The sequence below is a fragment of the Bradyrhizobium glycinis genome (genome assembly GCF_016031655.1).
GTDB lineage: Bacteria > Pseudomonadota > Alphaproteobacteria > Rhizobiales > Xanthobacteraceae > Bradyrhizobium > Bradyrhizobium glycinis.
Map to the genome: position 1 here is coordinate 1 of NZ_JACCHQ010000047.1, position 13,083 is coordinate 13,083.

Consider the following 13,083-nt stretch of genomic DNA (forward strand, 5'->3'; position numbering starts at 1 on the left):
ACCTTGTGACCAAGTTCCTGTATCTTCCGGGCGAGCCACTGTGAACCGGCGCAGGATTCCATGCCAACTATGCTTGGTTGTGCCCGAGCAAAGAACTGAAGTAGGGTATCCCGTCGAAAGCGAACTTTCTGAACAGGTGTGCCGTCGCAGCTCAGGCCAACGACGTGGAACAGGTTCTTGCCAATGTCGATTCCATAGACTGCCGCCGGTCGCGGCAAATTGCGATGGACCATGGTACTCTCCTCTTTTGATCTGGCCTTCCTATGATGAAGGAGGAGGACGGGGCGGACCATCCCATTAATGGTAGGGCCCGCCGCCAAGCGCGCTGCGGTCGCGCATCTGCAGGCCGTCATGAGCCTGTCGGAACGGCGGGCCTGCTCGATCGTGGAGGCGGATCGGAAGACGATCCGCTATCGCTCCAGCCGCCCGCCGGACGCAGTTCTGCGTGGCCGATTGCGCGATCTCGCCAACGAGCGGCGGCGTTTCGGCTATCGCCGGTTGTTCGTCTTGCTGCGGCGGGAGGGCGGGCCATCCGGGATCAACCGGATCTACCGGCTTTACCGCGAGGAAGGGCTCACCGTCCGCAAACGGCGGGCTCGGCGCAAGGCCGTGGGGACCCGTGCCCCGATCCTGGTCGAGGCGAGGCCGAACGCGCGCTGGTCGCTGGACTTCGTCCACGACCAGTTCGCCAATGGCCGACGCTTCCGCATCCTCAACATCGTCGACGACGTCACCAAGGAATGCCTGGGCGCCATTCCGGAGACGTCGATCTCGGGGCGGCGCGTCGCCCGCGAACTGACGGCAATCGTCCAGCGACGCGGCAAGCCAGGAATGATCGTGTCAGACCATGGCACCGAGTTCACCTGCAACGCCATGTTCTCTTGGTGCAAGGACGCAGCCATCCATTGGCACTTCATCGCGCCGGGAAAGCCGATGCAGAACGGCTTCGTCGAGAGTTTCAATGGCCGGATGCGCGATGAGCTGCTCAACGAGACCCTGTTCTTCGATCTCGATGACGCCCGCGCCAAGATCGCCAATTGGGTCGCCGATTACAATCTCCAGCGTCCCCACTCGTCGCTGAAATACCTGACCCCCGCGGCCTATGCCGCCCACCTCTCCGCAACGGACGATCGGCTGCGCAACCCCGACCAGCTCCGCCGATCGTCCGTTGCTCCATCCGCGCCACTTGGCGTACAAAACCCCGCAGACTCTAACTGCCGCTGGATGAAAATGCAGTGGCAGGTCAGAGGGGTGCCCCTGCTCACTGCCGGTGGCTGTGGTCTGAACTGCGACTGGAATACAAAATGGCGAGACACTGGGCTCTTTGGCGAAATCTTCGTACCGCCTGTTGCAAATGACTCGGGCTCAGCCATTGGGACGGCGATTGATGCGCAATATCATTTCACCGGTAATCCAAAGATCGACTGGAACGTGTATTCCGGAGTGGCATTCGATGCAGCCGGGATTTTCGACTTGGCGCAGTATCATGCGTTTGAAGCCGACTGCGGGACGATTGCCGACATGCTTGCCCATGGCCTTGTGCTTGGTTGGGTGAACGGCAGATATGAGATTGGTCCTCGTGCATTGGGCAATCGCTCCATTCTGGCTGCGCCGTTCAAGGACAGTACAAGAATACGATTGAATGAGATTAAACAGCGGGAGCAGTTTCGTCCGATCGCACCTGTTTGTCTGGAAGAAGACGCTGCAACATGGTTCGGCTGCAACTGGTCGAGCCCTTATATGCTCTATACGCAAAAGGCGAACACCAATGCCTTGGCCGCAGTCACCCATGTTAACGGAAGTGCGAGGATTCAGACGGTTTCAGCGGCCACTAACCGGCCATTGTATGAGCTGCTGAGTGCCTTCAAGGCGCGGACTGGGTATGGTGTTCTCTGCAATACATCCCTCAATTTCAATGGGCGAGGGTTTATAAACAGGATTGAGGATCTATCGGCTTACGTTTTGGATGGCGGTTTGGATGGGTTTGTAGTTGAAGGCAAAGCGTACCTCGTGAAGTCATCTTCGTATTCTCAGACCTTCGCGGCAGACACCAAAATGCCCTTGAAGGGATGAGGAGAGTGAGTCTCGCCACTCCATCATTTCGTGATCCAACCTACCGTCGGCGCCGGGTGGTCATTTAAGGAAGTTTCTAAGACGCCTTACGGTCGCTGCCCTCGTGATCTTCGAGCAGAGGTATCTCAAGGCTGGGGATTTCAGGCATGGCCTTGCCGGCGATGGCCTGCAGGTCACCCACCATGCCGACAGTCGAGTCGATAACGGACAAGATCTGAGTTTCCCGCTTGGCCCACTGCCGGACCATGAACTTACGCTCGCTGTCCAGGTCCTTACGCATGTCGTTGAACTTTTCGACCACAGCTTCCACACGCTGGCGGAACTTCGTGCCGGTCAGATAGTGGTAGACCTGCTCCATCTTGGTCTGCTGTCCCTGCTGAACCAGACGCGAGTTGCTGACATCAATCAACGCCTGACGTAGCGCAACTGCCACTGGCAGGGCGCAGCGGGGATGCGCCACCCACACGCCATCCATCAGGTCGAACTGCTCGATATGCTTGGGAAGTGCGTGCGAGATAATGAGCGCCACGTCGGCCCCCGATCGGCGTTGATCGTCACGCAACTTGGCAAGCCAACCGTCGCTCCAGGCCTTGGTACGCTTAGTCTCCCAAAGAATGATGCCGGCAGGCTGGCCCACCGCTGCATTGACCTGCTGAATCACGTCGGCACCAAGCTCGCCTTTGCCTACCGGATCAATCGAATCCGTAGGGAAACGTCCTCGCAGCAACTCTTCTAGCTCAAGCTCCAAGACCTCACCTTGGGACTGCTGTGAGCCTTGCTCGGCCTTGCGCTTCAATTCCGCGATTGTCCGCGCCATTGACTCGATGGTCTGGTCCTTCTCGGCCACCCGCAGCCTGGCAGCCTCGTCTGCTTCCTGCCGCGCTTTCACCTGGATTTGCTCTACGGAAGACTGCACCCGCTTTTCAACTGTAAGGTCCAGCTCGCGTTTTGCCTCGTCAAGAGCACGCTCCTTGCGCATTAGCTCTGCCTGGGCCTGCTGCGCTTCGGCTAGCTTTGCGTTGTTTGCTTCCAGGGTCTTGCGAAGATCTTCAAGCTCGACGCCCTTGGATTGAAGTTCTGCAGCAGCGGCTTCCCGCGCTTTCTTGGACTCGGCCGCAACGATTTGGCTGCGCTCTGCGGACAACCGTTGCGCCACCTGGTCTTCAATTTGCTCGCGTGCCTTCTCAAGCTGCTCGCGCTCTTCACGCAGAGCTTCGGACTTCTTTGCGACTTCGGCGTCCTTATTCGCCAATTGCTGTTGAAACCGACGTCGTGTTTCCGCGATTAGCGGCGCTGCAAGAGATTCCGTCAGCTTGATTTCGTGGTTGCAGTTCGGGCAGTTGAGGGTCGGCTCCTGCGGAGCGCTGACCGTAGTTGCTTTAATATTCATGTTCACCCCTGCCACCATAATACCCTAGCAGCTGCAGTCGGTCAGTCTCGGCGCAGCAGCGATTCGCACAACATCTAATTTAGCAGTTGAATCTGAGAGCAAATTTGTAGACGCGCTAGAGTTTCCTGCTTGAAGCAGGTCGGCCACAAACTTAAAGTTGTGGGATACTCACGAATCGGGCGACCTCAACAGGCCCGGATTTTAAGTTGGAAGCATGCTCTTAGAACAGATCGACATAAAGAATTTCAAAGGCCTAAAGGCAGCGACTTTTAAGGCGACCAAGTTCTCTTGCCTTGTGGGCGAGAACAACGCAGGAAAGTCGACGGTGCTTCAAGCTATTGTCGCGGCACTAAAGCAAGTTGGCCTTTCGTCATCCCAGCTTTACGACGCCGAACTTTGCGGAGAGTTCAAGTTGGCGTTCAGCGGCATTACCGAAGCCGACCTTGAACGCCTAGGCGCCACTCATCGGGCTAAAATTGAGCCGCTTGTCGAGCAAGGACGCTTTACGCTTATTTCGCGCTGCAAAGCCGGTGAGAAAGCTGAATATCGCATTCTTAAGAAGGTCCCCCGAGAGGCGCGCTATCGCGAGGAAGCCGTCGCGGGGGTGTTTAAAGGAAAAAAGGGTAGCAATGCAATTCGGGAAGCTCTGGAAGAAAGCTATCCCGAATTCATCGGCAATGCTCCAGAAGACCTAAGCACCATCGCAAAAGCTACCGAATACGTGGCGAAGTGCCTAAGCGGATTAGGTGAGCAGGAGCTTGAGATTGTCGATGGTCCACTACCGTCGGGAATGGCCCCTTCGATTACCGCTCTTATTCCGGAACCGATATACATCCCAGCGGTGAAAAACCTCGCCGATGATCTGAAAACAACGCAGTCTACATCATTCGGCAGACTCTTAGGGCTCCTTCTCGAAGATATGGAGCCCGACCTTGCCCAAATTTCAGAGTCGCTGCTTAAACTCGACACTCTTTTCAATCGGATCGTACGCGACGGCGTACGGCTCGATGAGCGTCACGAAAAAGTAAGATCCTTGGAAAGCTTGCTTGAAGGGATACTCTGTAAAAATTTTCCGAGCGCGAAGATCGAGCTAGCTATTCCACCACCGCAACTGCGAACAATACTGAATGCTGCAGAAATCTATATCGATGACGGCTCTCGTGACCTCATCGAGAACAAAGGTGACGGTATAAAAAGGTCTCTAACGTTTGCTTTGCTGCAAGCCTATGTACAGAGACAGCGAGAAAAAATTGAAGACGGCGCGGCTCACCGGCCTCTGATGTTCTTGTTCGAAGAGCCGGAATTATACCTTCATCCACGTTCACAGAAGGTTCTCTTTGACACCTTGGCCGCAATCTCAAGCGCGCACCAAGTAATCGTCACGACACATTCTCCTCTCTTCTTCGCACCGGGCGTGACCGCAGGATTCACGAGGGTCGCCAAGGAAACAAGCGCTCCTAAGCCCGTCGGTGTGCTGTACCCAATCGATTTTACATTGGATCAGACGTCAGCTGAGGTATTCCGACTTGCGCGATTTGAAAACGCCGACGCCGCGTTTTTCAGTTCGCGTGTTGTGCTGTTCGAGGGACAATCAGATGATAGCTATCTCAAGCATGTGGCTCGGAAGCTAAATCTAGATTGGGACTTCGAGAGAAAGAGCGTCGGCCTAGTTCGGGTAGATGGCAAGGGCAACTTTGGTAAGTATCGAGCATTCTTCGAATCATTCGGCATGAAGGTAATGATCGTTGCCGATCTCGATGCTCTTTTCAAAGATTATGAACACCTCGGCGCAAGCGAGGCTGCCAACTTGCTGCGAGACGCGGCGATTCAACGTATCGACGCTAGAATTCAAGAAGCAGACCTAGCTGCAACTCCATCGGCCTCCCAGATAGGGGATCGATTTAGACGGCACACGTTTAGACAGACGTATGCCAATGCCAAGGTTGGGCTGAAGAATATGAAAACTACAAGAATTGTGGACGATGAAGCGTTGGCGCTCATCGATTCACTTTTCTCTTGGGAAAGCGAATTGTCACGTTGCCTCGCCTGCCGTCAGGACCCGGCTTGTGCGTCGGCCATAGTTCCTCTGCTGGATCAGCTAAGAACCCAGGGTATTTGCGTTCTTTCGAAAGGCCCTATCGAAGAATACTACCCTGATAATTGCCCCGCGGATGGCTCAAAGCCAAGCAGGGCTCTGAAGGCGGCATCCATGGTAGAGACAGAGGCGCAGGCATTAGCGCTCAGCGAGCCACTCGCCGCTAACAGACCGCCGGAGCTGAAAGAAATCTTAGCTGAACTGTTTTCAGGCCTATGAACGACGATAGAAACTCCATCGAACCACAATTTGGTCCTGCCAAAGTCCAGGCATCTCAACCAAACTACGAGCTGCATTCATTGGGATGGAAAGCGTTCCAGCAGCTCTGTGTCGCGATCGCGAGTGAAGTTTGGGGGCAAACGGCCCAGGGCTTTTATGATTCTCACGATGGTGGCCGCGATGGCGCTTTTCACGGGCAGTGGGAAACGCGCTCAGGAGAGATCTTTAGTGGCTCCTTCACCGCCCAATGCAAGTTTACGTCCCAACCATCGAAAGTACTGCGTTTATCCGATCTGAAGGACGAAGTTTCAAAGATTGAGCGTCTGGCCGAACGTGGCTTGGCGCAAAATTATTTTCTCTTCACCAACGCCCGCTTGACGGGCGATTTTGAGGAAAAGCTTCGTCAGGTCATATTGGAGATTCCTGGCGTAAAGCACTTCGCCGCGTATGGGAACGACAGGATCTCTCAATTCATCCATGAATCAGCGCGCCTGCGCATGCTCGTCCCGCGCATTTACGGTTTGGGCGACCTCAGCCAGATCCTGGATGAAAGGGCTTATGCTCAGTCCCAAGAAATCTTAAGCGCGATAGGAGACGACCTTTCTAAGTTTGTTCTCACCTCCGCCTATCGCAAGGCAGCAAGGGCCATAATAGAGCATGGGTTCGTCCTGTTGCTCGGTGAACCGATGTGCGGCAAGTCTACAATTGCGGCGGCGCTTGCGTTGGGCGCTTTAGATGAGTGGGGCTGCTCGACAATCAAAGTTAGAGATGCCGATGAGTTCGTTCGGCATTCTAATCCGCACGAAAAGCAACAGTTCTTTTGGGTTGATGATGCCTTTGGTGCAACGCAGTTGGATGTGGCGGCAACCTTCAAATGGAATAGCGCATTTCCACATCTGCATGCTGCCATCAGGCGCGGAGCGAGAGTGATCTTCACGTCACGGGATTACATCTATCGCAACGCCCGCTCATTCATCAAAGAAGCAGCGCTTCCTGAGATTCTTGAATCGCAGGTGGTGATCAAGGTTCAGGAGCTCTCACGGCCTGAGAAAGATCAGATACTTTACAATCACATCCGTTTGGGAAATCAACCTCGGGCGTTCAAAGCGGAGCTGAAGCCCCATCTGCCTGCTGTCTCGGCTCACCCCGGATTTACCCCTGAGATCGCCCGCAGGCTGGGCAACCGAGCTTTCACCAAGAAGCTTTTGATCTATAGAGCTGCCCTCGAAGATTTCGTAGCGAGGCCGATGCAGCTTCTGACAGATGTAATTCAGACGCTAGATGTTTCCTCACGAGCTGCGATTGCTCTTGTTTTTATGAGAGGCGGCCAACTCACAAGTCCAATTTCGATGACGCCCGATGAGACTGGTGCATTGGAACTGCTTGGTGGATCTCAAGCAGAGGTTCGCAATGCACTAAACGCCTTGAATGGGAGTCTTCTTATCCAGGTTAAATCGGCCGGTGCCCTCGCATGGTCATTCAAACACCCTACAATACGTGATGCCTTCGCCACGCTTGTTGCTGAGAACCGCGAGCTGCTGGATATATACTTGACGGGAACGCCCGTCCCGAGACTCATGCATGAGGTCTCTTGCGGAGATGTAGGATATGAAGGAGCGAAGGTAATTGTCCCTTCCGACCGCTTTTCGTTAGTTCTCAGTCGGGTTTTGGCGTTTAAGAGGCAGCGGTCCGAGAATAGAGATCAAGTCAATCGCTTTCTTGCCTACCGCTGCGACGCTCAGTTCCTGAAGCAATATCTGGACGCCGAGCCTGACTTCCTGCAGTCACTTCATATGTGGTCGTACCTCGATACGATCTCCGAGATAGGCGTGGTCTGCCGACTCCGCACCCATTCGCTTCTGCCGGAAGAAGACAGGAAACGCCACGTTGCCAAGATTTGTGAATTGGCCGTTGATACTCCGGATTCAGGCTTCCTGGACGAAGAAGTTCGAGCCTTGTTTACCGCGGATGAATTTGAGGAGTGTTTAGTCAACGTAAGGAGCAATCTTCTTCTGAAGCTCGACAATTGCATAAGTAATTGGCGCCTCAACTGCGGGTCAGAAGACGACCCTGAGGAATACTTCAGCACGCTGGAAACTACTTTGAAGAACTTCAAGAAAGAATTTGCAGTCGATGAGGATGTCGAAGCAGCAATAGACTCTGGATTGCAAGATATCCAAAGCATAGTCGAGGACCTTCAATCGGATCGGCCTGCTCCACGACGTAGCTCTAATACAATGGCCTCGATTGAAGATAGTTGGGAAGGATCTCGCTCGGTTTTCGACGACGTAGACGAGTAAGCTGCGCCTTCGCGCAAAAAGGGCGAGCCGCTACCGGCTCGTAAGAGGAGCCCCTTCGGGCTCTGAAGTGCGGGCCCAGCTTGGCCCGCTAGACCTCAGCATCCCTAGCCTCTAGAGCTTCGATAGCGAGGGATTGATCAGAATTTCCGTCCCGCCTGAAGGTGCGGGCTTCACCTGACGTACGGATTTCGGACGGCGGACGTTGATGGCAGCAGCATCAAGGGTGTTCTTGATGTGAGCCGCATAGAACTTCTCAATCATCTCTACGCTGGTCCGACAGTTCTTCGCGATCTGATAGATGTCCGCCCCCTCCATAAGCCGCATGCAGATATAGGTATGACGCAGGCTATAGGCGGTACGAGGCTTGCCGTCCCGGTCAAGCTTGAGATTGCTACGGTCGAGCAATCGATTGAAGAGCTTGATGTGGTTGCCTGGAAAGACAGGATCGGTCGGTTGGGGATACTGAGGAGGCAACACAGGACGGAGGTTCTTCTTCCTTTCGCGAGCCTTGCCCTGGGGCACATACTTCGGACGAGTCAGGAGCCTCTCATACGGCAAGACGGCGCTGGGCGTGCTCTTGCAATATCCGACGCCGCGCTTGCCCCGTACCTCGATCTCAAGAATTCTGTCGCCCTTACGCCCCTCCTCCACGATCGTGATATCGCGATGCTGAAGGTTCTTGGCTTCGTCAGGCCGGAGGCCGGTATTGCCAAGAAACAGCACGTAGTCGTGTAACTGCTCGGCATTCCAGCGGTGGTGCGGAAGGCTGGACTTCGCATGCTCGCGGGTCATCGTGTAGAGCTGCTTGTATTCCTCCGGGCTGAACCAGGGGCGGTGCACCACCTTCCCCTGTGACTTATATGGCGGCGAGAAGTCGGGGAGATGTGCCAGCCATTCGTGCCGAATGGCCGTCTTGAGCACCTGACGGAGCGTCACGATCTCATCGTGGATGGTGCTGCGGGCCGGAGCCTTGCCGGTCCTGGAGGTCGAGATCCTGTGCACCCTGTATTCCTGGGCTTTGCCCGGAGTAATCTCGGACAATCCCATGTCGCCAAAGAACGGCAGCAGGTGGAGGCGCAGGCGTATACCGTAACCCTCGATCCATCGCTTGCTGCGGTGGCCCTCGGTGATCACTTCATATTCTTTCAAGAACTGCTCGGCCGCCTGCTTGAAGGTCTTCTCGTTCTTCTTGAGGAGGCCCGCCTTCGCTTTTCCGCGCAGTCCGAGATACCAGTCTTCAGCAAACTGCTTCGCGAGGACGAGGTCGTCCTCGCGAGTGGTCGAGCGGTATTGGCGGCCGTCAATCGAAGCAGAGCAGTGCCAGTGGCGACCGTTGCGCCTGTAAACCTGGATCAGTCCGCCTAAGAGTTCGTGCCGAGCCATCTCGCACCTCCTCAACTCAGGATAGCGCGGAACCGGCCGCCAGTCGAACCGGTGTGCTAGGCGTGTGCTAGGGCATTTACGAAAAATTAAAGGGTTAGGCACTCGCCTAACCCTTTGTATTACATATGAAATTTGGTTGCGGGGACACGCAACACCCGATTCTTGCGATTGATGGAAGCGGCAATCCCACGCTTGGCCGCTTAGATAGACCATTGCCCTCTGAAGGCTGATATCAAGGACACTATACTTAGAAGGAGGCAGGAAAATACCCGCACAATGGCTTGAACGCCACGCTCGACGCCCGCAGAAACTCAGCGAACATCCGCGCCAGCAGTTTTGGGACAGTAGCAGCGAACAAGAGGAAAGAAGGTCGTAGTCCAGCACGATGCCCGCGGATCAGAAGTTGATGAGGGTGCTCCAGCCGCAATCACTCTCGTGACCTCGGGGCGTAGGGTGGCGGGAAACACGAGGTTCTACGTACGCTGGGCGCCGGCAACGAGGTCGGATTCGTGCCGCGCCCGCTGCATCTACCGGAAGGGAAGCTCAGCGCCGGCAACTCCTCGGTCCATATCCTGATGGATCGCGTCGAAACCATCGACCGTGAGATCGGCAGCCCATTTGGTTGGTTATTCTTGATCACCCATGGTAATCGGGTTGGGGCCAGAGGTTGGTCAAGCGATCGCCAAGGGCCTGCATGCCCAGCGTGTGGTCTTAGCCGATCGGGATGCGCGCGTGCTGCTGCGCTGGGCCGAACGCTTGCGGGTTCCGATAGGACATCGGTGATGGCCGGAACCTGGTAGAGGTTGGTCTCGTTGTCGCGCTCCAAGCCTTTTGCATCGAGATCGCCGCCCGCAGCAGCTACCCTACCGGCTAGTAGCGCGGTCTGGCCTCCTTCGCTCGGTCCGGTATTAAAGGTGGCAAGATCCTGTTTCACTCAGCGCTGACGCTCCGGGATTTCATCGCCTGCGCCGCGCAATCTCGTCGGCGACTGTGCTCGAGGCGCGTAAAAGTCGCTCATGAAGGGTCTCAAACATGTCGAGAATCATCATTGGGTTCATTCCTGCCCTCTTCGATGGCCTCGGCAACCAGTTCGTCGAGAGGCGTTTCCGTCAATTGACCTTTCTCGAGAAGGTATTCATATAGCCCGTCATTGCTAGGCTGCGGTTGGATGCGGCCGTCGGAGTTGCACCAAACCCCGAATGTCTGATGCCCCATAACGGCTTGCTCGACCACCTCCGCCCCAGTGGGATCAGCGTACCCCACGGCTCGTCCTCCTCATCGACGAATCCTGCCACGTACATCTGTTGCTCCTCAGCGTCTTCATCGCGAGGGCGGAAGAACGGTGTGAGGACGATTTGAGAGGGTTTTGCCATAACAATCTCTCCAGGGGGCTCAAGCACAGTTGCATCAGTACATGGCAGCATCAGGGCCTGCGCCGAACACGCTGGATCATGCAAGAATGCAAACTGTACGAGCTGCTGGCGGCGCCCGTCGAATTAACACCTATGGCTCAAAGAACCGCCACTATTTCGAGCGCGGCCGCCGCTTGCGAGGAGACCCGCCCCATTCGACTTATTCTCCCCCCTCGTAGAACAGCTCCAGCGGCAGGCCCACTAAGGCCTTTCCGATCCAGTCGCGCGCGATGACATTGGACGGACCCATCGCAATCGCCGCGCGCGCGTCGCGATAGGTCCGTTCGATCGGCCCGCGGTGATAGCCGTAGCCGCCTGTCACCGTCAGCGCCGTCGCCGCAACCTTGTTGGCGACCTCAGCGGCGTGCACCTTGAACTCGGTCAGCGGGATCAGGATCTCGCTTTGCGGCTTTCCGGCGCGCCAGAGCACGTCGAGCTTGGCTGCGAGTTCGTTGCGCCACGGCCGCAACGTCTCAACCAGCACCTTGGCCGCGCCAAGTTCCTGGCGGATCGCCTGATAGTCGGAGAGACTCTTGTTCTTGTCCTTGTGGATGAAGCTCGTGGTGTGGGCGATCGCAGCGTTCAAGGCGCCGCGCGCGACCCCTTCCCAGACCGCGCCAAGCCCAATCAGATAGACCGGCGAAACGCCGTCATAAATGATTTCCTTGCCCTGCCCTTCGGCGCCGAGCCGGTCGCGTTGCGGCACCCGCACATTGCTGTAGCGAATCGGGCCGGAGTGGTTGGCGCGCACGCCGAGCGCATCCCAGGGCCGAGACTCGATCCCCTCCGCCTTGCCGTCGACGATGAAGAAGATGATGTCGGCCTGGTCCTTGGCACCAGGCGTGCGGGTCTGCACCACATAATAATCGGCCTGGCCCGAACTCGTCGTGAACGATTTCTCGGCGTTGACGCGGTAGTCTTCGCCGTCGCGTGACGCTTCGGCAAATTATACCACCAGTGGCCGCCGGTGGCGCGTTCGCTGGTCGAATATGTGCCGAGCAGGCTGCCATTGCTTGCCTTCAGCCAGCGCTCCTTCTGGTCGGTGTTTCCGAACAGGTTGATCGTCTGTGCCGCGCCGACATGCATGACATAGACGAGGCCGGTGGATGCATCGGCCTGCCCGATCCGGTAGGCAGCCTCGGCGAAATCCAGGTGGCCGAGGCCGAGCCCGCCGAACTGGGTTTCGTTCAGCACGCCGGTCCAGCCGGCCTCCGCCAACGCGCGAAGATTCTCGCGTGGAAAGCGGCTCTCGCGGTCGTTACGGTCGGCATTCACCTTCACGGTCGCGTCGATGGCGGCACCGAGCCTGGCATAAGCGTCGTCGTCGATCTTGCGCGCGAGATTGTCGTTGGCCATAGTCATCTCCGGGTTGCAGTCATGCGACAGCCTCTGTCGGCTGCCTCCGGCTTAGATCGCCCTGCGACGATCCGCCGAGATAATGTGTCTTGATGTCGGCGCGCTGGCGCAGCTCGGACGCCGCGCCGGCCAGCACGCTGCGCCCGTTCTCGAGCACCACCGCGTGATCGGAAAAGCGTAGCGCCACCGTCGAGTTCTGCTCGGCGACCAGGATCGACAGCCCCTGCTCGCGGTTGAGCTGCTTCAGCGCGCGAAAAATTCCCTCGACGACGAGCGGCGCGAGCCCCATCGACGGCTCGTCGAGTACCAGAAGCCGCGGACGCGACATCAAGGCGCGGCCGATCGCCGTCATCTGCTGCTCTCCGCCCGAGGTCAGACCGGCCGGCGAGCGGCGATGCTCCTTCAGGCGCGGAAACAGCGCGTAGACCCGGTCGAGATCTGCGACGATCTCTGCCCGCCGCGCATCGCGCCCCATCGCGCCGGTGATGAGGTTCTCTTCCACCGTCAGCGAGGCAAAGCAGCGCCGCCCCTCGAGCACCGGCACGAGACCGGCGCGCACCAGTGTCGCCGCCGATATGCCTGCAACGTCGCGGCCGTCGAACACGATACGGCCGGCGGTGATGTGGCCGCGGCGGGCGGAGAGCAGCGCCGAAACCGCCTGCAGCGTGGTCGATTTGCCGGCGCCGTTGGCGCCGAGCACGGCCACGATTTCGCCGCGCCGCACTGCGAGGGATACATCGCTGACCGCCGCGATCGCGTGATTATAGGTGGCGGCCAGCCCCTCGACCGCGAGCAGAATTTCACTCATCTGTTGATCCGTGGCGTTGAAGGCCGCGGGAGCCGGAAGGCTCCCGC

The 13,083-nt window shown here is 57.1% G+C and carries 7 protein-coding genes and 6 pseudogenes; 5 read left to right on the plus strand and 8 right to left on the minus strand.

All coding sequences use genetic code 11. The features are described from left to right. Window positions 1-233 (minus strand): annotated as a pseudogene (locus HZZ16_RS37030) (IS110 family transposase); the annotation flags it as partial. A 67-nt stretch (window positions 234-300) separates the two neighbouring features. On the opposite strand from HZZ16_RS37030, the pseudogene HZZ16_RS35860 reads away from it, so the two are divergent. Together HZZ16_RS35860 and HZZ16_RS35865 are read left to right on the plus strand one after the other, a co-directional pair. After that, a pseudogene (locus tag HZZ16_RS35860) lies at window positions 301-1,228 on the plus strand (IS3 family transposase); the annotation flags it as partial. A 41-nt stretch (window positions 1,229-1,269) separates the two neighbouring features. Then, window positions 1,270-2,073 (plus strand): annotated as a pseudogene (locus tag HZZ16_RS35865) (carbamoyltransferase C-terminal domain-containing protein); the annotation flags it as partial. 76 nt (window positions 2,074-2,149) lie between these two features. Here HZZ16_RS35865 and HZZ16_RS35870 read toward each other — a convergent pair. After that, complete coding sequence (locus HZZ16_RS35870) at window positions 2,150-3,463, minus strand: DUF2130 domain-containing protein (RefSeq protein WP_197955474.1); 1,314 nt, start codon at window positions 3,461-3,463, stop codon at window positions 2,150-2,152. 214 nt (window positions 3,464-3,677) lie between these two features. Here HZZ16_RS35870 and HZZ16_RS35875 point away from each other — a divergent pair, with 214 nt between their 5' ends. Both HZZ16_RS35875 and HZZ16_RS35880 read left to right on the plus strand, forming a co-directional pair. Then, on the plus strand, window positions 3,678-5,777 hold the full coding sequence (locus HZZ16_RS35875) for an AAA family ATPase (RefSeq protein ID WP_197955475.1): 2,100 nt from the start codon (window positions 3,678-3,680) through the stop codon (window positions 5,775-5,777). Beyond that, window positions 5,774-8,077: an nSTAND3 domain-containing NTPase gene (locus tag HZZ16_RS35880; protein WP_197955476.1), complete on the plus strand. Its 2,304-nt coding sequence runs from the start codon at window positions 5,774-5,776 to the stop codon at window positions 8,075-8,077. Before HZZ16_RS35875 ends, HZZ16_RS35880 begins: the two co-directional genes overlap by 4 nt. Window positions 8,078-8,188: 111 nt before the next feature. Here HZZ16_RS35880 and HZZ16_RS35885 read toward each other — a convergent pair whose 3' ends face one another. Beyond that, on the minus strand, window positions 8,189-9,460 hold the full coding sequence (locus HZZ16_RS35885) for a tyrosine-type recombinase/integrase (protein ID WP_246510659.1): 1,272 nt from the start codon (window positions 9,458-9,460) through the stop codon (window positions 8,189-8,191). A 497-nt stretch (window positions 9,461-9,957) separates the two neighbouring features. Here HZZ16_RS35885 and HZZ16_RS37750 point away from each other — a divergent pair. Continuing rightward, window positions 9,958-10,243, plus strand: a pseudogene (locus tag HZZ16_RS37750) (hypothetical protein); the annotation flags it as partial. 326 nt (window positions 10,244-10,569) lie between these two features. Here HZZ16_RS37750 and HZZ16_RS37755 read toward each other — a convergent pair. The 5 genes and pseudogenes from HZZ16_RS37755 to HZZ16_RS35900 form a co-directional block, all read right to left on the minus strand. Continuing rightward, a complete protein-coding gene (locus tag HZZ16_RS37755; RefSeq protein ID WP_246510661.1) occupies window positions 10,570-10,833 on the minus strand; it encodes a hypothetical protein in 264 nt (87 codons plus the stop codon). 199 nt (window positions 10,834-11,032) lie between these two features. Then, window positions 11,033-11,578: an acyl-CoA dehydrogenase family protein gene (locus HZZ16_RS37760; protein WP_311974475.1), complete on the minus strand. Its 546-nt coding sequence runs from the start codon at window positions 11,576-11,578 to the stop codon at window positions 11,033-11,035. Window positions 11,579-11,641: 63 nt separating this feature from the next. Beyond that, window positions 11,642-11,749: pseudogene (locus tag HZZ16_RS37765) on the minus strand (hypothetical protein); the annotation flags it as partial. A 200-nt stretch (window positions 11,750-11,949) separates the two neighbouring features. Further along, a pseudogene (locus HZZ16_RS37770) lies at window positions 11,950-12,234 on the minus strand (acyl-CoA dehydrogenase family protein); the annotation flags it as partial. Window positions 12,235-12,247: 13 nt separating this feature from the next. After that, on the minus strand, window positions 12,248-13,036 hold the full coding sequence (locus HZZ16_RS35900) for an ABC transporter ATP-binding protein (protein ID WP_197955477.1): 789 nt from the start codon (window positions 13,034-13,036) through the stop codon (window positions 12,248-12,250). Window positions 13,037-13,083: the final 47 nt, after the last annotated feature.